The 24,701-nt window shown below is 42.6% G+C and carries 22 protein-coding genes and 1 riboswitch; all 22 genes read left to right on the top strand.

Features of this window, described 5'->3' with window-relative positions:
- Positions 1-358 precede the first annotated feature (358 nt).
- The 22 genes from GPDM_RS15600 to icmF all read left to right on the top strand — a co-directional run bounded on the left by GPDM_RS15600 (position 359) and on the right by icmF (position 24,570).
- Complete coding sequence (locus GPDM_RS15600) at positions 359-766, top strand: YwiB family protein (protein WP_008432922.1); 408 nt, start codon at positions 359-361, stop codon at positions 764-766.
- On the top strand, positions 766-2,427 hold the full coding sequence (gene argS / locus GPDM_RS15595; RefSeq protein WP_008432921.1) for an arginine--tRNA ligase: 1,662 nt from the start codon (positions 766-768) through the stop codon (positions 2,425-2,427). Before GPDM_RS15600 ends, argS begins: the two co-directional genes overlap by 1 nt.
- 45 nt (positions 2,428-2,472) lie before the next feature.
- Positions 2,473-2,659, top strand: a riboswitch (cobalamin riboswitch).
- 173 nt (positions 2,660-2,832) lie between these two features.
- The gene (locus tag GPDM_RS15590) at positions 2,833-3,804 is read left to right on the top strand and encodes an ABC transporter substrate-binding protein (protein WP_008432919.1); all 972 of its coding nucleotides are present in this window, start codon (positions 2,833-2,835) and stop codon (positions 3,802-3,804) included.
- The gene (locus GPDM_RS15585) at positions 3,797-4,789 is read left to right on the top strand and encodes a FecCD family ABC transporter permease (protein ID WP_039863517.1); all 993 of its coding nucleotides are present in this window, start codon (positions 3,797-3,799) and stop codon (positions 4,787-4,789) included. Before GPDM_RS15590 ends, GPDM_RS15585 begins: the two co-directional genes overlap by 8 nt.
- A gap of 2 nt (positions 4,790-4,791) precedes the next feature.
- Positions 4,792-6,258 (top strand): adenosylcobinamide amidohydrolase, encoded by a 1,467-nt coding sequence (locus GPDM_RS15580; RefSeq protein ID WP_008432914.1) that lies wholly within the window; start codon positions 4,792-4,794, stop codon positions 6,256-6,258.
- A complete protein-coding gene (gene cbiB, locus GPDM_RS15575; protein ID WP_008432912.1) occupies positions 6,255-7,208 on the top strand; it encodes an adenosylcobinamide-phosphate synthase CbiB in 954 nt (317 codons plus the stop codon). The genes GPDM_RS15580 and cbiB overlap by 4 nt, the downstream gene beginning before the upstream one ends.
- A complete protein-coding gene (locus GPDM_RS15570; RefSeq protein ID WP_008432911.1) occupies positions 7,195-8,274 on the top strand; it encodes a pyridoxal phosphate-dependent aminotransferase in 1,080 nt (359 codons plus the stop codon). Before cbiB ends, GPDM_RS15570 begins: the two co-directional genes overlap by 14 nt.
- On the top strand, positions 8,256-8,804 hold the full coding sequence (locus GPDM_RS15565) for a bifunctional adenosylcobinamide kinase/adenosylcobinamide-phosphate guanylyltransferase (protein WP_008432909.1): 549 nt from the start codon (positions 8,256-8,258) through the stop codon (positions 8,802-8,804). The genes GPDM_RS15570 and GPDM_RS15565 overlap by 19 nt, the downstream gene beginning before the upstream one ends.
- Positions 8,805-8,808: 4 nt before the next feature.
- On the top strand, positions 8,809-10,266 hold the full coding sequence (locus GPDM_RS15560) for a cobyric acid synthase (protein ID WP_008432907.1): 1,458 nt from the start codon (positions 8,809-8,811) through the stop codon (positions 10,264-10,266).
- Positions 10,263-11,033, top strand: a complete 771-nt coding sequence (gene cobS, locus GPDM_RS15555; protein WP_008432905.1) for an adenosylcobinamide-GDP ribazoletransferase — start codon at positions 10,263-10,265, stop codon at positions 11,031-11,033. Before GPDM_RS15560 ends, cobS begins: the two co-directional genes overlap by 4 nt.
- Positions 11,006-11,590 carry a histidine phosphatase family protein gene (locus tag GPDM_RS15550; protein ID WP_008432903.1) on the top strand — a complete coding sequence of 195 codons (585 nt, stop codon included), beginning with the start codon at positions 11,006-11,008 and terminating at the stop codon, positions 11,588-11,590. Before cobS ends, GPDM_RS15550 begins: the two co-directional genes overlap by 28 nt.
- On the top strand, positions 11,542-11,973 hold the full coding sequence (locus GPDM_RS15545) for a bifunctional adenosylcobinamide kinase/adenosylcobinamide-phosphate guanylyltransferase (RefSeq protein WP_008432902.1): 432 nt from the start codon (positions 11,542-11,544) through the stop codon (positions 11,971-11,973). The genes GPDM_RS15550 and GPDM_RS15545 overlap by 49 nt, the downstream gene beginning before the upstream one ends.
- A complete protein-coding gene (locus GPDM_RS15540; protein ID WP_008432900.1) occupies positions 11,945-12,535 on the top strand; it encodes a cob(I)yrinic acid a,c-diamide adenosyltransferase in 591 nt (196 codons plus the stop codon). The genes GPDM_RS15545 and GPDM_RS15540 overlap by 29 nt, the downstream gene beginning before the upstream one ends.
- A 1-nt stretch (position 12,536) precedes the next feature.
- The gene (locus tag GPDM_RS15535; RefSeq protein ID WP_008432898.1) at positions 12,537-13,019 is read left to right on the top strand and encodes an ECF transporter S component; all 483 of its coding nucleotides are present in this window, start codon (positions 12,537-12,539) and stop codon (positions 13,017-13,019) included.
- Positions 13,009-13,686, top strand: coding sequence for a hypothetical protein (locus GPDM_RS15530; protein WP_008432896.1), 678 nt, complete (start codon positions 13,009-13,011; stop codon positions 13,684-13,686). The genes GPDM_RS15535 and GPDM_RS15530 overlap by 11 nt, the downstream gene beginning before the upstream one ends.
- A 244-nt stretch (positions 13,687-13,930) precedes the next feature.
- Positions 13,931-16,072 carry a (Fe-S)-binding protein gene (locus GPDM_RS15525; protein WP_008432894.1) on the top strand — a complete coding sequence of 714 codons (2,142 nt, stop codon included), beginning with the start codon at positions 13,931-13,933 and terminating at the stop codon, positions 16,070-16,072.
- A 225-nt stretch (positions 16,073-16,297) separates the two neighbouring features.
- Positions 16,298-17,491 carry an acetyl-CoA C-acetyltransferase gene (locus GPDM_RS15520; RefSeq protein ID WP_008432893.1) on the top strand — a complete coding sequence of 398 codons (1,194 nt, stop codon included), beginning with the start codon at positions 16,298-16,300 and terminating at the stop codon, positions 17,489-17,491.
- A 2-nt stretch (positions 17,492-17,493) separates the two neighbouring features.
- The gene (locus GPDM_RS15515) at positions 17,494-18,345 is read left to right on the top strand and encodes a 3-hydroxybutyryl-CoA dehydrogenase (protein WP_008432892.1); all 852 of its coding nucleotides are present in this window, start codon (positions 17,494-17,496) and stop codon (positions 18,343-18,345) included.
- Between the two features lie 18 nt (positions 18,346-18,363).
- Positions 18,364-19,500: an acyl-CoA dehydrogenase gene (locus GPDM_RS15510; protein ID WP_008432890.1), complete on the top strand. Its 1,137-nt coding sequence runs from the start codon at positions 18,364-18,366 to the stop codon at positions 19,498-19,500.
- Positions 19,501-19,516: 16 nt separating this feature from the next.
- Positions 19,517-20,656 carry an acyl-CoA dehydrogenase gene (locus GPDM_RS15505; RefSeq protein WP_008432888.1) on the top strand — a complete coding sequence of 380 codons (1,140 nt, stop codon included), beginning with the start codon at positions 19,517-19,519 and terminating at the stop codon, positions 20,654-20,656.
- Positions 20,657-20,671: 15 nt separating this feature from the next.
- Entirely contained in the window at positions 20,672-21,319 is a 648-nt protein-coding gene (locus tag GPDM_RS15500) for a TetR/AcrR family transcriptional regulator (protein ID WP_008432885.1), read from the top strand.
- Positions 21,319-24,570: a fused isobutyryl-CoA mutase/GTPase IcmF gene (icmF, locus tag GPDM_RS15495; RefSeq protein WP_008432883.1), complete on the top strand. Its 3,252-nt coding sequence runs from the start codon at positions 21,319-21,321 to the stop codon at positions 24,568-24,570. The genes GPDM_RS15500 and icmF overlap by 1 nt, the downstream gene beginning before the upstream one ends.
- The last annotated feature ends 131 nt before the right edge of the window (positions 24,571-24,701 follow it).

Raw genomic sequence — 24,701 nt, 5'->3', positions numbered from 1 at the left:
CTGCCCGAAGTCCCTTCGGTCATTGACTTTCCTGCGGAAAAACGGAGTGATGAGACCCCGCAGGAGCTTGCGACGAGGAGGCTCAGCGCTTCGTCCGCGGAAAGCGTCCGCATGGAGCGAAGGATCCAATATATAGGATAAGATGAATATTTATTCGTTAACTAACATAATAACTCTTTTGTCTACAAGCTGAGCCGATCCTAAAAAAGGATCGGCTCTTCCTTTAAATTAGTCGGAATTCTTCTCACATCGCATTTAGATAAAAAGAACTGGTGTAAACAATGGGTGCTGTATTGAAAAAGCCGAGTGAATCGGGCTATAATGAGAAGGTTATTATTTGACGGGGAGGCGGAGAGACATGCAAAAGACAGTAGAAATAAAACTGACAACGACGATCCGTCAGCCGGATATGGAAGAACAAGTGATGGTGTTGGAATCTCATGGAACATTGACAGAGAAAAACCAGCTGCGTTATTTGCAGTATGCTGAGCAGCAAGATGATCTTGAAATTCGGACAACGGTGAAACTTCAAGAAAATGAAGCAGTGATTATGAGAAGCGGCGGCTTGCAGATGCGGCTCCCTTTTTTATTACATAAAGAACAAACCGGCAATTTAACAAATGAACAAGGTTCGTTTATGTTGACGACCAAAGCGCATGAGATTTTCGTCAGTGACACACGGTTTATGGTCCGCTACGATTTGTCATTGGGCTTAGATCATGTCGGGGAATATGAAATGGAAATACAATTTATGGAGGCTAAATAATGAATGCAGTAGAACAAGTTCAACATGCCATTAAAACAGCATTTGCAGAAGCGATTGAAAAAGCAGAATTAACGACAGAAGCTGTTGAAGTACAATTAGAATCACCAAGAGATAAAACAAATGGAGACTATGCTACTAATATTGCGATGCAATTAACACGTTTGGCGAAAAAGCCACCTCGTGCGATTGCAGAAGCGATTGTAGCGAATCTTGATAAAGATGCCGCAAACATTCAAACAGTGGATATTGCTGGACCAGGATTTATCAACATTACGATCAAAAAAGATTATTTGCAGGACGTAGTCAAAACCGTACTGGAGCAAAAAGTAGATTACGGTCGTTCAACAGCAGGCGATAATGAGCGCATCCAAGTGGAGTTCGTTTCGGCGAACCCAACTGGTGACTTGCATTTAGGTCATGCGCGCGGCTCTTCAGTCGGCGATTCGCTTTGCAATATTTTAGATTTGGCAGGATATGATGTATCTCGCGAGTATTATATTAACGATGCTGGTAACCAAATTAACAATTTGGCATTATCAATCGAAGCGCGTTATTTTGAAGCGTTAGGTAAAGGCGATAGCATGCCAGAAGACGGCTACCGTGGACAAGATATTAAAGATATCGCCGAAGCATTGGTTCAAGAACATGGCGATAAATTTGTTAGCATGACGCACGAAGAACGTTTTGAAACGTTCCGTGAACACGGTTTAAAAGTGGAATTGGCTAAACTGCAACAAGATTTAGCAGACTTCCGTGTGGAATTTGATGTTTGGTATCCAGAATCGTCTCTTTACAAAAACGGTAAAATTGATGAGGCTTTGGCTAAACTTCGTGAAAACGGTCATGTCTATGAAGAAGACGGCGCTACTTGGTTCCGTTCAACAACGTTTGGTGATGACAAAGACCGCGTATTAATTAAAAATGACGGTTCGTACACATATTTAATGCCTGACATCGCCTACCATGAAGATAAATTACAACGCGGATTTGGTAAGCTTATCAACGTTTGGGGTGCTGATCACCACGGCTATATTCCACGCATGAAAGCAGCCATTGAAGCCCTTGGTTACGATCGTGATACCCTTGAAGTTAGCATTATTCAAATGGTGCAATTGTATAAAGACGGCGAAAAAATGAAGATGAGCAAACGTACAGGAAAAGCTGTAACGATGCGTGAACTTGTCGAACTAGTTGGATTAGATGCTGTGCGTTATTTCTTCGCGATGCGTTCAGGCGATTCGCATATGGACTTTGATTTGGATTTGGCCGTTTCACAGTCAAACGAAAACCCAGTTTATTATTCGCAATATGGGCATGCTCGTATTAGCTCGATTTTACGTCAAGCAGAAGAACAAGGTTTATTGGCTTCAGAAGAACATTTAAACTTATTGACTTCTGAAAAAGAAATTGATGTCTTGAAAAAAATCGGGGATTTCCCGCAAGTCATCGCAGATGCAGCGAAACAACGCGCACCTCACCGCATTACAACGTATATTCAAGAGTTGGCGTCAAATTTCCATAGCTTCTACAATGCCAACAAAGTATTGGATGCATCAAATGTCGAAATGACTAGTGCTCGCTTAGCACTGATCACAGCTGTGAAAACAACATTAGCTAATGCACTAAAAACAGTGGGCGTCGAAGCTCCTGAAAAAATGTAAGCAAAAGCTAAACAGTTACGTGTATAATGAAAACAGAATTAGAACTTAATAGCGATTCATAAAGGTGCTTATGTCTAAGAACATGAGTTAAAAGGGAAGCCGGTTTGATTCCGGCGCGGTCCCGCCACTGTAAGTGAGAGGAAATTGCCATATGCCACTGAAGCAATGCTTTGGGAAGGTGCAAAGACCAATGATCACAAGCCAGGAGACCTGCCTTTATGACAACACACCCATACGCCTGCGAGGAAAGGCTGGATGCGCATGCTTTTTTATGGCGTCCTTTCAATCCCTCGCAGAACTTTGCGGGGGATTTTGTTTTGTATCGGTTTAAGTAATCCACAAAACAGCTTCTGCCTACAGTGATTGCTTACAAAAATAACACTACCAACCAGGAGGATTTTAATGATGAACAAGTTTTGGAAGTTTGGAGCAACAGCAGGATTAGCAGCAGTTTTAATGGCAGGGTGCGGAGAAACCGCAACACCTGAAGAAGACGTCGAAACACCAGCAGAACCACCAACTGAAGTTGAAGATGTTGAGTTTCCCGTAACGCTGACAGATGGAGCGGGCAATGAAGTTGTAATTGACGAAGAGCCTGGAGCGATTGTTTCTATGATTCCTTCTAATACAGAAATTGCATATGAACTTGGATTAGGCGACAAAATCGTTGGCGTATCGGATTATGACAACTACCCAGAAGAAACAGCTGACGTTGAAAAAATCGGCGGACAAGAATTTAATGTAGAAAAAATCATTGGTCTTCAGCCAGACTTAGTATTGGCTCACGAATCAGGATTAGGTGTGGGTGATGCGGGACTACAGCAATTGCGTGATGCCGGACTTGATGTATTTGTCGTTCAAAACGCAGCGAGCTTTGAGGAAGTGTATGATTCAATTACAACAATCGGAGAAGCGACAGGTAGCTTGGAAAGAGCGGAAAACATTGTCTCGGAAATGGAAGCTCAAGTAGCATCGATTGAAGAATTGGCAGCAACAGTCGAAGAACCAAAAACGGTCTTTTTAGAAGTCGGTAGTCAGCCGGATATTTATACAACTGGTAGCGGGACATTTATGGATGAAATGTTAACGCTAATCAACGCGGAAAATGTTGCTGGCGAATTAGAAGGATGGGTTATTATGGACCCAGAAGCAATTGTTGCAGCAAATCCAGATGTGATTATTACGACAGAAGGCGCTTATGTTGAAGATGCCGTTGGTCAAATCAAATCTCGGGGTGGTTTTGCAGAAGTAACAGCAGTTAAAGAAGAAGCAGTTTACAGCTTAGATTCAGATATGCTCACTCGTTCTGGCCCACGTTTAACAACGGGACTAATGGAAATGGCTCAGGCAGTATACCCTGATGTGTTCAATGAGTAAAAATATAGTAGCATATAGCGTTTCGTTATTTATTTTAGCGGGAGCGATATTGCTAGGTGTCACGGTCGGGACGGTATCCATATCACCAGTAGTGCTATGGAATCCTTCGTTCGATGAAGCGGCTGCCAATATTTTATGGAATATTCGTATGCCACGTGTCGTTTTAGCAGGGCTTGTTGGTGCGGCATTGGCGATTGCTGGTGCGGCATTTCAAGGGCTCTTGAAAAATCCATTGGCCGATCCGTACACCCTGGGAGTGTCTTCCGGTGCCTCAGTCGGCGCTGTGATGACGCTCTTTTTTGGTATCTCTATTCCGTTTTTAGGTCCATTTACTTTACCGGTTATGAGCATGATCGGCGCATTACTGACGATGCTTGCTGTTGTCAGTTTTGCGAAATTGGTGGACCGCTCGATGAAAATGGAAACCGTGATTTTGACGGGTATTATATTTAGCTCTTTTCTTGGATCAATTATTTCGTTGATGATTGCCTTAACCGGAGAAGAGTTGAGACAAATTATTGGCTGGTTACTCGGAAGCGTATCAATGCGTGGTTGGCCATACGTCCGGATGGCGCTGCCGTTTGTGTTAATCGGATCATTCGTATTGTGGCTCAAACGTCGTGAGTTAAACGCCATGTTGTTTGGTGAAGAACGCGCACAACACCTTGGTGTGGATGTGAAAAAAAGCAAAATGACGATTTTAATTGGTGGTTCGGTACTAACAGGAGCTGCCGTTTCCGTTTCAGGAACCATTGGTTTTGTTGGTCTAGTAGTGCCACATATGACTCGTTTGCTTTGGGGATCAGATCATCGTCATGTGTTGCCTTTATCTTTTATCAACGGGGCTGCTTTATTAATCGTTTGTGATTTAGTATCAAGAACGATTATTTCCCCGACAGAATTGCCGATTGGTGTCATTACTGCGTTTATCGGAGCACCGGTATTTGCCTTTATCTTTTTCCGTCAACGCAAAGGAGGGATTTAACGATGCTTGAAATCAAGGGACTAACAGGCGGGTACGGGGACAAAAAAATCGTTGAGAACGTATCCTTCACTGTTAACAAAGGCTCTATACTCGGTATTTTAGGGCCGAACGGCAGTGGGAAATCAACGTTAATGAAGTTAATCAGTGGCGTGTTGCCAGCAACTAGTGGCGAAGTTCGAATTGAAGAGACGTCTATTACAGATTTTCCGGCAAAAGAACTAGCGAAAAAAATGGCGGTATTGCCTCAACTTCATGCTCACTCTTTTGCTCATACCGTTCGGGAAACCGTATCACTTGGTCGTTACCCTCACCAAGTAGGTTGGTTTTCATCTTGGTCCATAGAAGATGAGCATGCGGTGAAAGAAGCTATGCGATTAATGGACATTAGCCAATATGAAAAAACACAAATTGATCGGTTGTCCGGTGGCGAACAGCAACGTGTTTTTGTCGCACAAGCGTTAGCGCAAGATGCGGGGATTCTATTGCTCGATGAACCAACAAATCATTTAGACATCAATCACCAAAAAGAGTTGCTCGACACGATAAAAAAACAAGCGATCGAAAAAAACTTAACGATTGTATCGATTTTCCATGATATAAATTTAGCATCTATGTATTGTGATCAATTATTGCTGCTTGATCGAGGCACCATCGTTCGTATTGGTGAGCCGCATGAAGTGGTGCGAGAGCAGGATATTGAGGCGGTTTATAAAACAAGAGTTAGCAACCATCCGCATCCGGAATTGCCAAAACCGCAAATCACATTATTGCCAGGAGTGAAAAATGAAATAGCAACCCATCGCATCTGTGCAGAAGACTTTGTCGTTTCAAATGATATGGTGTTGTATCAAAGCCCGACGCCATTAAAAACGGTTTCTTCAGCTGTGGTGAATGCAGGTTCTGGATGGTTCCGTAACTTTATGAACCGTCACGTAGATGCAGCTTACAACGTAAATGATAGTGTTCAAGAAATGACCGAGTTTATTGCGGGAAATGGGTTAAAAACTACGGACACTGTTGGGATGATGACCGCGGTTCAAACGCAAGACGCCATCGTCAAAGAATACGAAGGGCCGTTTGGTTCCGTCGTCATTGCCGTGACTGCTGGAGTCGGTAATGGTGTCGACGTGTCAAAAGCGGTAGAACGATCCGTCCAAGTTGGTACGATTAATACATGGATCATGGTCAATGGTGTTTTGTCAGACGAAGCATTTATACAAGCGATGATTACAGCGACCGAAGCGAAAACGAAAGCGCTTCAAGAAAGACAGGTCAAAGACCCGCTCACAGGTACGATTGCAACAGGTACATCAACTGACAGTTGTTTAGTAGCGGCGACGCAACAAGGTGAGAAGTTACCTTATGCAGGACCCATTACCGAGCTTGGTAAATTAATCGGAGTCGGAGTTTTTGAATGTACGATAGAAGCGCTCATATTGTATGAGCTAGCGAAAGCGGACAACGGATGATGTCACATCTTTTAGCGATTTTTTTAGGAATCATTATCGACCGCATTGTTGGAGATCCACTTAATTGGCCACACCCCGTTCGTTGGATTGGTAGAGTAATAAAAAACTTAACCAATCGGTGGAATCGTGGGAATGTTGCATTCCAAAACGGATTTTTGCTTCTTGCAACCATTGCGATTACTGCATTTATAATTGTATATGCCATTGTCTTTTTAGCTTATTTGATGCATCCGGTTGTTGGTATTGCAATAGAGGCGTTGTTAATCGCTTCAGGACTGGCGCAAAAAAGTTTGAAGGATGCAGCAATGGATGTTTATCATCCACTTATCGATCAAAACATGGAATTGGCACGTGAGAAATTGTCCTGGATTGTTGGAAGAGATACAGATGGATTAGATGAAAGTGAGATTACGCGTGGCGTTGTCGAAACGGTTTCCGAAAACACAAGTGATGGCGTAACCGCACCGTTATTTTGGGCGTTTTTACTAGGAGCGCCTGGTTTATGGCTATACAAAGCGGTTAATACACTGGATTCAATGGTAGGTTACAAAAATGAAGAATTTAAGGAATTTGGATTTGCTTCGGCAAAAGCGGACGATGTCTTGAATTTCATTCCGAGTCGCATAACGGGCTTTTTGCTTATAATCATGACAAAAAGCCATCAAACACTCACAATACGTCAGCGTCTTCAAATTTGGTTGCAAGATGCCCCTAAGCATCCAAGTCCGAATAGCGGTTGGTTAGAAGCGGCAACGGCTGTACAGTTAGGCGTTCAATTAGGCGGAACCAATTGGTACCGGGGCGTTAAATCTCACCGTGCGCTTATGGGAAGGCCGGTTTATCAACTCGAAGCACATCATATTAAAGAAACAATTCAACAGATGCAAAAAGTGACAATTGGATTTTTTATTTTATTTGCGTTAGGAGGAGTCTTACTTGGAATTGCCTAATCATGGAGCCAATCCACTGCGCTTATATAATCAAGCGGGTATCAGCCCGCCTAAACAACTAATAGATTTCAGTGAAAATGTTCACCCATTTGGGCCTCCTGCATTTTTAAAAGAACAATGGTCGGAAATGTACGCGTTAATCGGCTCTTATCCAGATCCAGACGGTGAACCGTTTCGAACGTCAGTGGCACAGTTTCATCAAGTTGATGTGGACCAAGTAGCTACAGGAAACGGAGCAGCTGAGGTGTTTACTTGGTTGGCTAAAAGGTATAGAAACCAACAGGTTGTGTTAGTCGAACCGGCGTTTTCGGAATACCGCCAAACTTTAGAAGCAGAAAATGTTGAAATCCAGACGATTCAATTACAACCGAGAAACGACTGGATGTTAACACTTGAAAGCATTCAAACTACTATATCCGGCTGCAAAGCGCTTTATATATGCAATCCGCATAATCCGACCGGTGTTTTCATACATATTAAAAAGCTTCGGCAAATCGCGAAAACCTGTCTCGAACACGATTGTGAACTGGTACTTGATGAAGCATTTATCGATTTTATTGGTGAGGAAGCTTCTTTTATCCCTTTTTTACACGAGTTTCCAAATGTCATTATTGTTCGCTCAATGACTAAAATGTATGCGATTCCGGGTCTGCGTCTCGGTTATGTGGTTAGTCAGAGGAGAACAATCGTTCAATTGAAAAAAGGAGCAGCGCATTGGAACGTGAATGCCCTGTCCGCTGCAATCGGTGCAAGTTGTTTAAATCAATCGGGTTATCGTGAAAAGGTGATCAAAGCCGCAACAACTGAACGAGAAAAAATGCAACAGTTTTTAGCAATGCATCAGTGCAAGATAACCCATTCTGCAGTGAACTTCTTGTCGTTTAAATTACCTGAATCAAAAAACGCCACTGCATTTTTTATAGACCTTTTGAAAAAAGGGGTTGTCCTTCGTCATACCGAATCTTTTCAAGGAATGAATGGCCAGTGGTTCCGAATCGGGATGAAATCACCTGACAATATGGAAAAACTTCGGGAGGCGATTAGCGAATGGCTCGAGGCGAATTAATTTTTATTAGCGGAGGCGTTCGCAGTGGCAAAAGTGCTTATGCCGAAACAATTGTCCGCACATTTGGCGAGACTCGTAAAGTTTATATCGCAAGTGGACAAGCATACGATGAGGAAATGAAAGAACGGATTGAACGCCACCGTGACGACCGTTTGCAAGACAATTGGTACACGATCGAACAAGCACACAAAATGGAAAATGCTATCGAAAAACTACAACCGCATGATTTAGTGTTGTGGGATTGTGTGACGACCTGGCTTGCCAACGAACTATACGAAGGTTGGGAAACGGGTAATATGTGCGTTGATAAAGCCGGATGTATGGAAGCGAAATGGACGAGGTTGCAAGAGACAATCGATCAAATGCTAACCGCAGTTGATTTATTGACCATTGTTTCAAACGAAGTGTTAGATGACTTCGTGCGTGATGAACGATACCAAGCATGGCTCGGTAACATTCACATTTGGTTAGTGGAGAAAGCGGATCAAGCAATTGAGATGGAGAACGGTCTGGCTTTTAGAAGGAAGTGAAAACATGCGCGGCATAATGATTCAAGGAACTTCTTCAGATGTCGGCAAAAGTATGCTGTGTACCGCTTTTTGCCGAATTCTTTCGGATGAAGGCGTGAAAGTTGCTCCTTTTAAATCACAGAACATGTCAAATAACTCTTATGTGACGGTATTGGGCGAAGAAATTGGTCGCGCGCAAGGCGTGCAAGCAGAAGCGGCTCGCACCATAGCTACTGTTGACATGAATCCGATTTTATTAAAACCTGAAAGCGGCATGAAATCGCAAGTGGTATTGTTCGGTAAAAAACTTGAAACGATGGACGGCATGGACTACCGAGCGCAATTTTACGAAAAAGGATTACAAGCAATCGATCAAGCACTGAACAATTTAGCAAAAGATTTCACGCATTTAGTTATTGAAGGAGCGGGAAGTCCTGCTGAAATGAACTTAAACGACCGCGAACTGGTCAATATGACAGTTGCAAAACGGGCAGATGTTCCCGTAATTCTTGTGGCTGATATTGAACGTGGTGGCGTCTTTGCCTCAATTGTTGGAACGCTCGCTTTAATACCAGAAAAACAACGAGTGAAAGGCTTGATCATCAATAAATTCAGAGGGGACGCCAAACTTTTTGAAGATGGTGTGCAGTTTTTAGAATCGTATACAGGAATTCCAGTTCTTGGTGTGATTCCTTATATGGACAGTCACGAAATCGAGCAAGAAGATTCACTTGGAGTGGGTGCGGTACAAAAACAATCCACGATTAAAGGTGCAATCGATTTGGTGGTGTGTGAGCATCCCTACATATCCAACTTCACGGATATTGAACCGTTTTTAACAGAGCCGGACGTATCGGTTCGTTGGGTAAAAACCGTTGAAGAAATCGGCCAACCCGATGTTTTACTAGTGCCTGGCACAAAGAGCACGGTTGCGGATTTGCGGTATTGGAAAAAGCAGGGATTAGCAGAGAAATTACAATCACTAGCAAAAGATACATGGATTGTCGGTTTATGTGGTGGCTTTCAAATGTTGGCGGAAACCTTGTCAGATCCATATGGACACGACGGTGTTGCAGTAAAAGTTGAAGCGGGTTTTGGCTTGGTGCCAAATATGCACGTTAGTTTTGAAAAAGAAAAAACCGTTCAACGTCAAAAAGGCATAGTGAAATTTGATGCTTTAGAAGTCGAAGTGAGCGGCTATGAAATTCATCATGGTCGAGTCACAGGAATCGAGCATTCGCTAGTTGATTATGGAGAGTCAGTTGAAGGGTATTATCGTGACCGCGTGATTGGAACGCATTTACATGGTTTTTTCCGCGATCGGAGCTGTAGAACTGCATTTTTAACACCGATTCGCAAACAGAAAAACTTACCGATTCCAGTACAAGAAAAATCGGAAGATCCTTTTGATCGCTGGGCCAAACATGTTAAAAACCATATAGACTGGCAGAAAGTCACAGAAATAATGGGGGCAACACCATGACTCGGCAATTAAAAACCGGATTTTTATTGGCGCTTCAATTTTTCTCAGTCATTCCTGTTAAAAAACAATTGCCGATGGAGAAAGAATACATTACAACTATGTATGCCATGCTCCCTCTATTAGGTTTATTGTTTGGCAGTATTTTGGCTAGCACGGTCTGGTTGCTGCGTGATGCAACAGATATTAGCTCTTTACTGCTCAGCTTTATCGTGGTGTTGATGGGGATAGCATTGACCGGTGGATTGCATATGGACGGTTTGGCAGATACGGGAGATGCCTATTTTTCTTACCAAGATCGGGCCAAGCGTTTGGCGATTATGGGCGACCCGCGAATCGGTGCATTTGGTACGATGGTGTTAGTAATGGCTATTGTCGGTAAAATCATCCTAGTAGTAGAATCCATAAATGAAGCATCTCTCATATGGGTTTTATTGATTCCAGTTTTTTCGAGAATCGGTTTATTGGCTTTGTTTAGTTTTACAAAATCAGCAAAGCCAGATGGCGTAGCGGCTTTTTTCCAGAAGCGAGTCAGCCATGAGAAATTGCGACTTGTTGTTATAGTGGCATTCGTTATTAGCTTAATACTTCTTATTTGGAGCGCTACTTTTTGGTCAGCAATTATATTAATCATCTTGCTATTCGGATTTTCAGGGCTATACCGCATTTGGTGCTTACGCAATTTTGGCGGTGTCACAGGTGATTTGTTAGGTGCTTATGTGGAAGGAGTGGAGATTTTAGTATGGATGAGCCTTTTGTTCTTCGTTTAATTCGCCATGCTCCGACACCAGGAAACGAACAAAAACGTTATATTGGCTGGACCGATGAATCGGCTTTGCCATTTGATGCTAAACCTAATTTGCAGATAAAAGAAGTTATGGGCAGTGATTTAAAGCGGTGTCGAGAAACAGCAGCTGTGTTGTTTCCAAATGCCATTTACCGAGCAAACAGAGAGTTACGGGAATGTCATTTTGGACAATGGGAAATGAAAACTTATGAACAGTTAAACAATATTCAACATTATCGCGACTGGATAGATGATCCGTGGAACATCAGTCCGCCTAGTGGTGAAAGTTTAAAAGACATGGCGGAGCGGGTTGAACGAGGTATGCGAAAAATACCAAATGGCAACGAAGTTACGTTAGTTTTGCACGGGGGACCGATTCGTTACTTAATCGCGCAAGCTTTAGATGAGAGATTTCAAGATCAAACTGCGCTACATGGAGGTTGCCATACGTTAATATGGCAAAGTCGCCAAGCGTTTGAGGAGCGAGCATTATGCACATCGTTTTCGGTGGAGCCTTTAACGGCAAACGACAATATGTGAAAAACTTGATGCAAAATGAAAAAGCATCTTGGCATGAAGGTATGATGCCACCATTGACACGTAAAGATTCCGTAACAGTAATCGCTGGAGTGGAGCGGTGGGTAAAAGAAGAACTGGAACAAGGTTTGACAGAACAGCAACTAATAGAAAAAGTCAAAAAAACACTGAGCACTAGTCAATCAAAACAAATCTGGGTGTTAACAGATCTGAACCGCGGCATCGTGCCAACAGAGCGGATCGAGCGTGAAATGCGCGACGTTGTTGGCCGAATTTACCAATTTTTATTTACAGAAGCACAGCAAATTACACGGATTTGGTACGGTATTCCACAAACGATAAAAGGGGCGAATCAAGATGAAAATTTACACGAAAACAGGGGATAAAGGACAGACAAGTTTAATCGGAGCACGTACTGATAAAGATGCACCACGCGTTGAAGCATACGGAACAATTGATGAAGTTAATTCATTTATCGGCAAAGCGATGACTGAATTGGCACCTGAAACTTATGCGGATTTGTTGGAAGATTTAGAAGCGATTCAAAATGAATTATTTGATTGCGGTGGCGATTTGGCAGATGTTCGAAAAGAGCCAAATTATAAAATGACGGAAGAGCCAGTAGAAGTTCTAGAAAAACGCATTGATGAACTAATGGAAGAACCACCACTTCTTGAACGTTTTATCTTGCCAGGAGGAACTCCAGCTGCTGCAACGCTTCACATCGCGCGCACAATTACGCGTCGTGCTGAAAGACAAACAGTTACCTTGCTGAAGTCTGGAGAAGAATTCCCACAAGTGGTTCAACGTTATTTAAACCGTTTGTCTGATTATTTATTTGCTGCCTCACGTGTCGTCAATTCACGTGCTAGTGTGCCAGATAACGAATATGTGCGCAGTGCCAAAGTATTTAAGAACGGCGGACGCAGTAAGAAATCGGTAGAGTAAGATGACTACGAAAAAATTAGCACTTGCGGCTTTATTTATCAGTTTGTCTGCAATAGGGGGAATGATTAAAATTCCGCTTGGCATCGCATCTATTGCCCTCGATGCTACACCGGCTCTAGTAGCCGTACTATTTTTTTCAGCCCCACTTGTTGGAACTATTGCAGCATTTGGCCATCTGATTTCTGCATTGTTCGGCGGTATGCCACTCGGACCGTTTCACTTAATGATCGCAATCGAAATGTGGGCAGTTTTATGGCTGTTCGCAAAACTTCATCATACAGGTAGATATTGGCTGAAATGGCTAGCATTTATCATCGGTAACGGTGTGGTAGCGGCTATACCGTTTTACTTCTTATTGTCGCCCGCATTTTTTTATGCGGCTGTCCCGGCACTATTAATCGCGTCCCTAATCAATGCCGCAGTAGCAGCGCTCTTACTGCCATATGTAGTAAAAGCTAGTGGAGGTTCAGGGCATGCGACATGAGTTATTAATAGATGGGCTTGTTATCACTTCCGATAACTCGGCAGCAATCGGTAGAAAAGAACAAGATGTGGTACAAGTTTCTGACGCCGTTACAGCAAAATTTGCGGCACGTGTCGCCTTGCTCGAACAATGGGCAGCAGGTAGCGAACCGCAAGCAGTACTCATTCACAATTTTAGTGGAGCTTCGAGTTGGGATGCCTATGTCGAAGGGGTGAACGAGCTTTTTGCAGAAGCGCAATTAGTGCTTCCAGCCATTTCTGGGAGCACTGAAACCAATATGCCTACAGTGCAATCGGGTATCGCAGTGACACTGATTGGAAAAGAGTTTCGGAAACAAATGTCCGTTGAATCTTTGCAGTGGTTTGTTTACGGAGTTCCGCTAGTGGGTCAAGAAGTTTTGACTCATTTCCATCAAACGGCCAATCTTGCGCTACTTAAAAAAGCGCTCGATACATCTTTAGTAGAACGAATTTGGCCGGTTGGCTCGCGAGGCATAGCGAACGAATTAGAACTGCTAATGAAGCGGCCAGTGCAGATCTCAACCTCTTTAGATTCAAAAAAATCTAGTGGACCTGCAACCTGTGTTTTAGTTGGTGTGCAACATGACAACCTGGAGCGTGCGCGGCGATATTTCGGAGAACTTGTATATGCGGTAGAAATTATATAGAGAGAAAGCAGTATCCTATTGCAGGGTGCTGCTTTCTTTATGTAGAAAGAGAATGAAAAAATTCTCGCTTTATTAAATGCAACGCTTAAGTATAGGATAGAATTTAGATACTCTTTAATATTTAGGTTGACTGAATGCTCATTCATATTTTAATATAGAACATAGTATCGACAAGTTGTAGTCATTCACGTAAACTTTGAGTAAGTTATTTTTTGAATATACACAACACAAGGGGGATATCGCGATGGAGCCATTGTTAATTGCAAACTGGATTTTATTCATAGCTGTAACCGCTTACGCTATCTATCTCTTCATCTATTTATTGAAGTCGAGATATGATTTTATCCAACTCGGTAAAAAAGTCGAGTTTGAAGAAAACTTTAATGAGCGTTTGCGTAAAGTCATGGTCAACGTGTTTGGCCAGAAAAAATTATTGAAAGATAAGAAGAGCGGAACGATTCACGTTATGTTCTTTTACGGCTTTTTGTTAGTTCAGGCGAGTGCCATTGATTTTATTATTAAAGGCTTATCTCCGGATTCACATTTACCACTTGGCCCTCTTTACCCGGCATTCACTTTTTTCCAAGAAATCGTAACATTAACGATTTTGGTAGCAGTGATTTGGGCGTTCTACAGACGTTATATTGAAAAGCTGGTTCGTTTGAAACGCGGATGGAAATCAGGGCTTGTTCTTATTTTCATTGGTGGTTTAATGGTGACAGTATTGATCGGTAACGGTATGAACATGAACTGGCACGGGCATGAAACTGCTTGGACTGAGCCAGTTGCCTCTTTAGTAGCTAGCGCATTTGCTTGGTTACCGGAAGCTGCAACCGTTACAATTTTCTATGTAATGTGGTGGGCACATTTACTATTCCTACTAACATTTTTAGTGTACGTACCACAATCGAAACACGCTCACTTAATCTTTGGGCCAGTAAACACATGGTTCCACAGAGTTGATCATGTAGGTCGTTTAAAACCAATCAACTTTGAAGAAATGGAAGATGAAGATGAAGAAGATCCAGATGCAATGCCATCATTTGGTGTTGGGAAAATCACGGATTTCTCCCAAAGCCAAATGATCGATTTCTACGCTTGCGTAGAATGTGGCCGCTGTACGAATATGTGTCCAGCAACTGGGACAGGAAAAATGCTGTCACCAATGGATTTGATCACAAAACTTCGTGACAACCTAACGAATACAGGTGCAGTCATGACGCAGAAAAAACCGTGGGTGCCAGCAATGGCATTTAACAATACACAAGGAAACCAGTTGGCAATGGCTGCTGGCGCTGAAGGCATTACAATCGATGAGCTTTATAGCCCAAGCTTAATCGGAGACGTTATCACAGAAGAAGAAATTTGGGCATGTACAACTTGCCGTAACTGTGAAGACCAATGTCCGGTGATGAACGAACATGTGGATAAAATTATCGATCTTCGCCGTTACCTTGTAATGACAGAAGGAAAAATGGACCCAGATGCACAGCGTGCGATGACAAACATCGAACGTCAAGGAAATCCATGGGGACTGAACCGTAAAGAAAAGGAAAACTGGAGAGATGCACGTCCAGATATTCATATCCCAACTGTAAAAGAAATGAACAAAGCAGGAGAAGAATTCGAATTCTTATTCTGGGTTGGTTCGATGGGATCATTCGACAGCCGTTCACAAAAAATCGCTTTATCATTTGCTCGATTGATGAATGAAGCAGGCGTGAAATTCGCGATTCTCGGAAACAAAGAGAAAAACTCAGGCGATACACCACGTCGTCTTGGAAATGAATTCTTGTTCCAAGAACTAGCGACTGGAAATATTAAAGAATTTGAAAAAGCAGAGATTAAAAAGATCGTTACAATCGATCCTCACGCTTACAACATTTTCAAAAACGAATACCCAGATTTCGGTTTTAAAGCAGAAGTGTATCATCATACCGAAATGTTATTCGACCTCGTTCAAGCAGGTCGATTAAAACCGCAATTCCCAGTAAACGAACGAATTACGTTCCATGATTCTTGTTACCTTGGTCGCTATAATGATGTTTACGACGCACCACGTGAAATATTAAAAGCGATCGAAGGCGTAGAATTAGTTGAAATGAAACGTAACCGCGAAGATGGCATGTGCTGTGGAGCCGGTGGCGGAATGATGTGGATGGAAGAAGATGCAGGTCATCGCGTCAATGTTGCTCGTACTGAACAAGCGCTTGAAGTAAGCCCAACAATGATTTCTTCTGGTTGTCCGTACTGCTTGACGATGTTATCAGATGGGACGAAAGCAAAAGAAGTCGAAGAACAAGTGGGTACGTACGATGTAGCGGAACTATTGGAAATGGCTGTTCTCGGAAATGAAACGCCAGAACCAGAAGCGATTGTCCAATAAGCAGTCACGTACCAAGTAAAAAATAATTGCTTAATAACAGAAAATTAAGTAGAATAATAGAATAAGTATAAAAAAGAAAGGGAGTCGAATGCTCCCTTTTCTTTTGCATAAAAACCGAGCGAGCGTTCAGTCAATATAAATTTTTTAAAAAAAGCAACTCGCTTTATTTTTTTTAGTAAAATTGAAACCGTTTACAATGAAGTATATTAAGGGAGGAAAATCATCATGGCAAAAACAGTCATCATTGACGGAGCACGCACAGCATTTGGAAAATTCGGAGGAAACTTGAGCACATTATCGGCAAGTGAACTTGGAGCAGAAGCGATCAAAGCTGCAATGAGCCGCGCAGATATCCAACCAGAAGATGTTCAAGAAGTTATTATGGGCAATGTTTTACAAGCTGGACAAGGGCAAATCCCTTCTCGCCAAGCAGCAAAAAAAGCGGGAATTCCGTATAACGTGAAATCTGAAACAATCAATAAAGTATGCGCATCAGGCATGCGCAGTGTCACATTAGCAGACCAAATTATCCGTTTAGGCGATGAAGAAGTAATCGTTGCAGGTGGTATGGAATCGATGTCCAGCGCACCTTATTATTTACCAAAAGCACGTTGGGGTCTTCGCATGGGCGATTCACAAGTAATTGATGGCATGGTCCATGACGGCTTGTCTTGTTCATTCCACCCAGACAAAGTTCATATGGGCACTTACGGTAACTCAACTGCAGAAGACTTTGAATTGTCTCGTGAAGAACAAGACAAATGGTCAGCTCGTTCTCATGAACGTGCAATCAAAGCAAAAGATTTATTTGCTGAAGAAATCGTTGCCATCGATATTCCGCAACGCAAAGGCGATCCCATTACAGTTGATGTAGATGAAGCGCCTCGAGCTAACTCCACAATTGAAGCATTGGCAAAACTAAAACCTGCATTCGGAAAAGATGGCACCATCACTGCCGGAAATGCACCTGGGATTAACGATGGAGCAGCGGCACTTGTCTTGATGAGTGAAGAACGCGCACAAAAAGAAAACAAAAATGTATTGGCTCATGTTCTATCCCATACAGAAGTGGCAATCGAACCACACCGTTTCCCTGAAACGCCAGGAATCGTTATTAACGAATTATTGAAGAAAACAGGCAAGTCAATCGATGAAATTGATTTGTTCGAAATTAACGAAGCGTTTGCAGCCGTCGCATTAGCAAGCTCGAAAATTGCTGGACTTGATGCTGAAAAAGTTAACGTTAACGGTGGATCTGTAGCACTTGGACACCCAATTGGAGCAAGTGGTGCGCGCATTATCTTGACGCTTGCTTATGAGTTGAAACGTCGCGGAGGCGGCATCGGCATTGCAGCAATTTGTTCAGGTGGCGGACAAGGCGACGCGATCATGATTAGAGTTCCTAAGGAGGCAAAATAAGTATGTCGATTCAAAACGTAATGGTAATCGGAGCCGGACAAATGGGTTCTGGTATCGCGCAAGTTTGTGCACAAGCAGGATTAAATGTGAAATTAAACGATATGAAACAAGAAGCATACGATAAAGGCATTGCTACAATTACGAAAAATTTATCACGCAATGTAGAAAAAGGTCGTATGACTGAAGATGAAAAAGCAGGGGTTCTTGGACGCATTACATCTTCATTAGATTTAAAAGACGCTCATGACGTCGACATTGTGATTGAGGCAGCTGTTGAAAATATGGCGATTAAACATAGCATTTTTAAAACATTAGACGAAGTAACACCAAAGCACGCAATTTTAGCAACAAACACATCATCGCTACCAATTACAGAAATCGCAGCGGTGACAAATCGTCCTGAACAAGTAATCGGCATGCACTTCATGAATCCAGTACCTGTTATGAAATTAGTGGAAATTATCCGCGGCTTGGCAACTTCAGATGAAGTGTACAAAAAAGTAGAAGAAATGACGGTTCAACTGTCAAAAACACCAGTAGAAGTAAATGATTTTCCAGGATTTGTTTCGAATCGAATTTTAATGCCAATGATCAACGAAGCGATTTTCACGCTTCAAGAAGGTGTCGCAACAAAAGAAGCAATCGACGACATTATGAAAATGGGCATGAATCACCCTATGGGACCACTAGAACTGGCTGATTTTATTGGATTAGACACGTGTCTTTATATCATGGAAGTATTGCATGAAGGATTTGGCGACAGTAAATATCGTCCGAGCCCATTATTGCGCCAATACGTAAAAGCAGGATGGCTAGGTAAGAAGACCGGACGCGGTTTCTATAACTACTCATAATATTTAGGAGGAACCGAAATGGATTTGCACTTTACAGATGAACAACTTATGATGCGCAACATGGTGCGAGATTTCGCGAAAGAAGAAATTACGCCTTTTATCGAAAATATGGAAAATGATGAATTTCCAACAGCTATTTTAAAGAAAATGGGCGAACTTGGATTGATGGGAATTACCGCTCCTGAAAAATACGGCGGCTCGGAAATGGATTTCACTTCTTACATCACAGCGATTCATGAACTATCGAAAGCTAGCGGTGTAATCGGAGTTATCTTATCTGTTCATACGTCTGTTGGAACAAACCCGATTTTAAATTTCGGATCGCAGCAACAAATTGAAAAATATGTACCGAAACTAGCAAGTGGCGAATACTTAGGCGCGTTTTGTTTAACAGAACCTGCTGCTGGATCTGATGCGGGAAGCTTGAAAACAAAAGCAGTTCTTGACGGTGAGGACTACGTCATAAACGGCTCAAAAGTTTTTATCACGAACGGCGGAGCAGCTGATACGTATATCGTCTTTGCTTCCACAAAACCATCTGCTGGTTCTCGTGGAATTTCAGCTTTTATTGTTGAAAAAGATACACCGGGCTTGATCATCGGCAAAAATGAAAAGAAAATGGGCCTTCATGGTTCGAAGACTGTTCAGTTAACATTCGATAACATGCGCGTACCGGCTGAAAACCTATTAGGCGAAGAAAATAAAGGATTCAGCATCGCGATGGCGAATTTGAATGTTGGGCGTATTGGAATTGCGGCACAAGCACTTGGCATCGCAGAAGCAGCTTATGAATACGCAGTGGCTTATGCGAAAGAACGTGAACAATTCGGTAAACCAATTGCTCATCAACAAGGTGTGGGCTTTAAACTAGCAGATATGGCAACGCAAGTAGAAGCATCAAAATTGCTCGTTTATAACGCAGCTGATTTGTATTCAAAAGGAAAAGACTGCAATAAAGAAGCTTCAATGGCAAAACTTTTTGCTTCAAAAACAGCAATGGACGTAACTATTGAAGCCATTCAAGTGTTCGGCGGTTACGGTTATACAAAAGACTATCCAGTTGAGCGCCTATTCCGTGACGCAAAAGTAACGGAAATTTACGAAGGCACGAGTGAAATTCAACGCATCGTTATTAGCAAGCAACTAACCAAATAATTGGAGGAATATAAAAATGAATTTTCAACTATCTGAAGAACATCAAATGATCCGCAAAATGGTAAGAGATTTCGCAAACAAAGAAGTAGCTCCAACAGCAGAAGAGCGTGACGAAGAAGAACGCTTTGACCGTGAAATTTTCGATAAAATGGCTGAACTTGGCCTAACAGGAATTCCATGGCCAGAAGAGTATGGCGGAATCGGTTCGGATTATTTGGCATACTGCATCGCAGTTGAAGAATTATCACGTGTTTGCGCATCAACGGGTGTTACATTATCCGCACATACTTCATTAGCTGGATGGCCAGTATACACATTCGGAACAGAAGAACAAAAACAAAAATATCTTCGTCCAATGGCTGAAGGAACAAAAATTGGGGCATACGGGTTAACAGAACCAGCTTCAGGGTCTGACGCGGGTGCAATGCGTACTTCTGCTAAAGAAGACGGCGATCATTACGTGCTAAACGGTTCGAAAATCTTTATCACAAACGGTGGCATTGCAGACATTTATATCGTATTTGCAGTAACAGATCCAGAATCAAAACATAAAGGCACCACAGCATTTATCATTGAAAAAGACTTTGAAGGTTTCTCAGTTGGTAAAAAAGAGCGCAAGCTAGGAATTCGTTCAAGCCCGACAACAGAAATCATTTTCGATAACTGCCGTGTACCTAAAGAAAATGTTTTAGGTGAACTAGGACAAGGATTCAAAATTGCGATGCAAACACTTGATGGTGGTCGTAACGGAATCGCAGCGCAAGCAGTCGGAATTGCACAAGGTGCACTTGACGCTTCAATCGATTACGCAAAAGAGCGCGAGCAATTCGGTAAGCCAATTGTTGCAAACCAAGGCGTTTCGTTCAAATTGGCAGATATGGCGACTTCAATCGAAGCTTCTCGTTTGTTGACATACCAAGCTGCATGGCTTGAGTCGAACAAATTGTCATACAGCAAAGAGTCCGCAATGGCGAAATTGATGGCTGGTGATACGGCTATGAAAGTGACTGTTGAAGCAGTTCAAGTATTTGGTGGTTACGGTTATACAAAAGATTACCCAGTTGAACGCTATATGCGCGATGCGAAAATCACACAAATTTATGAAGGTACACAAGAAGTTCAGCGTCTAGTTATTTCCCGGATGGTTACGAAATAAACGGAGGGTTGCCTTATGAACAAAAAGCGTGAGATTGAGTCTTCCGTTAAAGATGAAAGCTTAATAGAAAAGCGCCGTGAACAAATGATTCGCGGCGCTGTCACGCTATTTAAAGAAAAAGGCTTTCACCGGACGACAACGCGAGAAATTGCAAAAGCAGCAGGCTTTAGCATCGGAACTTTATATGAATACATTCGGACAAAAGAAGATGTGCTGTATCTCGTTTGTGACTCGATTTACGACGAAGTGCACAGTCGTCTTGATCGATTGGATATTGAAAAAGGATCGATTAGTGTTTTAGTAGCCGCAATCGAACATTATTACACATTGATCGACGAGATGCAGGATGAATTTGTCGTCATGTACCAGGAATCCAAATCATTGCCAAAAGATGCATTAAATTATGTGTTAAACAAAGAACTCGAAATGGTGGCGATTTTCGAACGTCTACTAACACAATGCGTCGATAATGGAGAAATTCAAATGACACCAAAAGAAGTGGTCATGGCGGCTCATCATTTATTTGTACAAGGACAAATGTGGGCTTTCAGACGTTGGGCATTAGATGATTTTACTATTCAAGAATTTATCGATATACAAACTAAATTTCTTTTGCAGGGGATGGCAGGGGAAAACATCTCAATACAGGAGGCTAAATCATAATGGCAATTATTGAAGAAACGAAAACCTATCAGCCGAAAAATCATATCCGTTTTGTCACAGCTTCTAGTCTTTTCGACGGACACGATGCGTCGATCAACATTATGCGCCGTATTTTGCAAGCAAGCGGAGCCGAAGTGATTCACTTAGGGCATAACCGATCGGTTGAAGAAGTGGTCAATGCAGCAATCCAAGAAGATGTTCAAGGGATTTGTATTTCTTCTTATCAAGGCGGTCACATGGAGTACTTTAAGTACATGCATGATTTACTGAAGGAAAAAGGCGCTTCGCATATCCGCATTTATGGCGGGGGCGGAGGCGTTATTTTGCCTCGTGAAATTAAAGAACTTGAGGCATATGGTATCGCTGGCATCTTCTCACCAGAAGATGGTCGTAAAAAAGGCTTACAAGGCATGATCACGGAAATTGTAGAAGAATGTGATTTTTCAACAGTTAAAGAGGGTCAGTCTTTTGACAACTTAACTACAGAAGAAGCGGTTGTATTAGCAAACGCAATTACAGCGGCAGAAGAAGCGCATACACGCGATACCGATACAACAGAATTACTAGAAACGGTTCGTGCAAAAACGAAAAACACGCCAATTCTTGGGATTACAGGAACAGGTGGAGCTGGTAAAAGCTCATTAACAGATGAATTGATTCGTCGTTTCTTGTCAGAACTTCCAGACAAAAAAATCGCAATTTTATCAATCGATCCAACAAAACAAAAAACAGGCGGCGCACTTCTAGGAGACCGTATTCGCATGAACGCGATTTTCAACAAGCGCGTATTCATGAGAAGTCTTGCGACACGTGGTTCGCGTTCTGAATTGTCAGGCGCAATTGGTGACGTATTAGATGTCGTGAAATCAGCTGATTTTGACTTGATCGTTGTCGAAACAAGCGGAATTGGACAAGGCGATGCAGAGATTGCGAACTTTTCTGATGTTTCGATGTATGTCATGACAAGTGAATTTGGCGCGCCGTCCCAGCTTGAGAAAATCGATATGATCGATTACGCAGATTTAATTTGCATCAATAAATTCGAACGTAGCGGTTCACAAGACGCGCTTCGTCAAGTACAAAAACAATACCAGCGTAGCCGCTTATTATGGGACAAAGAATTAGATGATATGCCAGTTTACGGCACAATCGCGAGTCAGTTTAACGATAAAGGAACAAATTCGTTGTTCGCAGCATTAGTTGGCAAAGTAAACGAAAAATGTGGTACAGATTGGGAAACGGATTACGATAAATTCGTTAAAACTCAAAAAGAAAACCTCATTATTCCAAACGAACGTCGCTATTATTTACGCGAGTTAACAGATACGGTTCGTGGCTATCACGCGAAAACAAAGGAACAAGCAGCGTTTGCACGTCGTTTGTTCCAATTAGAAGGCGCGATTGAAGCAGTTAAAGAAAAAGCACCAGATGACGCGTTAGTCGCGTCACTCGAGTCGCTTGCAGAAGGCGTTCGTGATGAGCTAACAGCCGAATCAAAACGTATACTAAATAACTGGGACGCTTTAAAAGAAATGTATGCGGGTGACGAATTTGTCACAACGGTACGTGACAAAGAAATTCGCACAATTTTACGTACAGAAAGTTTGTCTGGCATTAAAGTGCCACGTGTTGTCTTGCCGAAATTCGTTGATTACGGCGAAATTTTGTCATGGGTTTATTTGGAGAATGCGCCAGGTTCATTCCCTTATACGGCAGGAGTATTCCCGTTCAAGCGTGCAGGAGAAGATCCAAAACGTCAGTTTGCGGGTGAAGGTACGCCTGAACGCACAAACCGTCGCTTCCACTACTTATCAAAAGACGACGATGCAAAACGTCTCTCAACAGCATTTGACTCGGTAACGCTTTACGGGGAAGACCCGGATCACCGCCCGGATATTTACGGAAAAGTCGGCGAGTCTGGCGTATCGATCTGTACATTGGATGATATGAAGAAATTGTATGCAGGGTTTGACCTTTGCGCACCAACAACTTCAGTATCGATGACTATTAACGGCCCTGCGCCAATTATTTTAGCGATGTTCATGAATACGGCAATTGATCAGCAAGTAAAAATTAACGAAGAAAAACTGGGCCGTACGTTGACTGTAGAAGAATTCACAGAAGTTCGTGAAGGCACGCTACAAGTTGTTCGTGGAACTGTACAAGCTGATATTTTAAAAGAAGACCAAGGACAAAACACATGTATCTTCTCAACTGAATTTGCCTTGCGAATGATGGGGGATATTCAGCAATACTTTATCGACCACAAAGTTCGCAACTATTATTCAGTATCAATTTCTGGTTACCATATTGCAGAAGCAGGCGCGAATCCGATTTCACAATTGGCGTTTACCCTGTCGAACGGATTCACGTACGTGGAGTATTACTTAAGCCGCGGCATGAACATTGATGATTTTGCACCGAACTTGTCGTTCTTCTTCTCGAACGGACTCGATCCGGAGTATACCGTTATCGGACGTGTAGCACGTCGTATTTGGGCAGTCGTTATGCGCGATAAATACGGCGCAAACGAACGTAGCCAAAAACTAAAATACCATGTACAAACATCAGGGCGTAGCTTGCACGCACAGGAAATCGATTTTAACGATATCCGCACAACGCTTCAAGCGCTAATGGCGTTACAAGACAACTGTAACTCATTGCACACAAACGCTTACGATGAAGCCATCACTACGCCGACAGAAGAATCTGTGCGTCGCGCAATGGCAATTCAAATGATTATCACTAAAGAACACGGTCTTTCGAAAAACGAGAACCCACTACAAGGTGCGTTCATCATTGAAGAAATGACACAATTGGTAGAAGAAGCGGTGCTCACAGAATTTGACCGCATCAACGATCGCGGAGGCGTCTTGGGCGCAATGGAAACACAGTACCAGCGCGGCAAAATCCAAGAAGAGTCAATGCATTACGAAATGAAAAAACACACAGGCGAATTGCCGATTATCGGAGTCAACACGTACTTGAACCCGAATCCGCAATCGGACGACGACATTAACGCAATGGAAATCGCCCGCGCCACAACAGAAGAAAAAGAAACACAAATCAGCAACTTGCGCGCATTCCAAGAACGCAACGATTCAACTGAAGCATTAAATCGCTTGAAGCAAGTAGCAAAAACAGGCGGCAATATCTTCGAAGAATTGATGGAAACCGTAAAAGTCGCAAGTCTCGGCCAAATCACAACCGCTTTATACGAAGTAGGCGGGCAATATAGACGCAATATGTAAGTAGAAGCTGGATAAAAAGATGGAACCTTTGTCGTTCGACAAGGGTTCCATCTTTTTTTGCGCGGTGCAGAGGGAAAACGCGCGGTGCAGAGGGAAAACGCGCGGTGCAGAGGAAATACGCGCGATGCAGA

Source organism: Planococcus donghaensis MPA1U2 (assembly GCF_000189395.1).
Lineage (GTDB): Bacteria > Bacillota > Bacilli > Bacillales_A > Planococcaceae > Planococcus > Planococcus donghaensis_B.
This window is presented reverse-complemented; position numbering and strand designations above follow the sequence as displayed.

Bases quoted from the DNA above. Each gene is read 5' to 3' on its own strand.
- GPDM_RS15540 (WP_008432900.1), top strand. From the start codon at position 11,945: ATGAAAATTTACACGAAAACAGGGGATAAAGGACAGACAAGTTTAATC.
- GPDM_RS15565 (WP_008432909.1), top strand. From the start codon at position 8,256: ATGGCTCGAGGCGAATTAATTTTTATTAGCGGAGGCGTTCGCAGTGGC.
- GPDM_RS15520 (WP_008432893.1), top strand. From the start codon at position 16,298: ATGGCAAAAACAGTCATCATTGACGGAGCACGCACAGCATTTGGAAAA.
- GPDM_RS15580 (WP_008432914.1), top strand. From the start codon at position 4,792: ATGCTTGAAATCAAGGGACTAACAGGCGGGTACGGGGACAAAAAAATC.
- GPDM_RS15545 (WP_008432902.1), top strand. From the start codon at position 11,542: ATGCACATCGTTTTCGGTGGAGCCTTTAACGGCAAACGACAATATGTG.
- GPDM_RS15515 (WP_008432892.1), top strand. From the start codon at position 17,494: ATGTCGATTCAAAACGTAATGGTAATCGGAGCCGGACAAATGGGTTCT.
- GPDM_RS15530 (WP_008432896.1), top strand. From the start codon at position 13,009: ATGCGACATGAGTTATTAATAGATGGGCTTGTTATCACTTCCGATAAC.
- GPDM_RS15560 (WP_008432907.1), top strand. From the start codon at position 8,809: ATGCGCGGCATAATGATTCAAGGAACTTCTTCAGATGTCGGCAAAAGT.
- cbiB (WP_008432912.1), top strand. From the start codon at position 6,255: ATGATGTCACATCTTTTAGCGATTTTTTTAGGAATCATTATCGACCGC.
- GPDM_RS15505 (WP_008432888.1), top strand. From the start codon at position 19,517: ATGAATTTTCAACTATCTGAAGAACATCAAATGATCCGCAAAATGGTA.
- GPDM_RS15510 (WP_008432890.1), top strand. From the start codon at position 18,364: ATGGATTTGCACTTTACAGATGAACAACTTATGATGCGCAACATGGTG.
- GPDM_RS15525 (WP_008432894.1), top strand. From the start codon at position 13,931: ATGGAGCCATTGTTAATTGCAAACTGGATTTTATTCATAGCTGTAACC.
- GPDM_RS15535 (WP_008432898.1), top strand. From the start codon at position 12,537: ATGACTACGAAAAAATTAGCACTTGCGGCTTTATTTATCAGTTTGTCT.
- icmF (WP_008432883.1), top strand. From the start codon at position 21,319: ATGGCAATTATTGAAGAAACGAAAACCTATCAGCCGAAAAATCATATC.
- GPDM_RS15600 (WP_008432922.1), top strand. From the start codon at position 359: ATGCAAAAGACAGTAGAAATAAAACTGACAACGACGATCCGTCAGCCG.
- cobS (WP_008432905.1), top strand. From the start codon at position 10,263: ATGACTCGGCAATTAAAAACCGGATTTTTATTGGCGCTTCAATTTTTC.
- GPDM_RS15550 (WP_008432903.1), top strand. From the start codon at position 11,006: ATGGATGAGCCTTTTGTTCTTCGTTTAATTCGCCATGCTCCGACACCA.
- GPDM_RS15500 (WP_008432885.1), top strand. From the start codon at position 20,672: ATGAACAAAAAGCGTGAGATTGAGTCTTCCGTTAAAGATGAAAGCTTA.
- GPDM_RS15585 (WP_039863517.1), top strand. From the start codon at position 3,797: ATGAGTAAAAATATAGTAGCATATAGCGTTTCGTTATTTATTTTAGCG.
- GPDM_RS15590 (WP_008432919.1), top strand. From the start codon at position 2,833: ATGAACAAGTTTTGGAAGTTTGGAGCAACAGCAGGATTAGCAGCAGTT.
- argS (WP_008432921.1), top strand. From the start codon at position 766: ATGAATGCAGTAGAACAAGTTCAACATGCCATTAAAACAGCATTTGCA.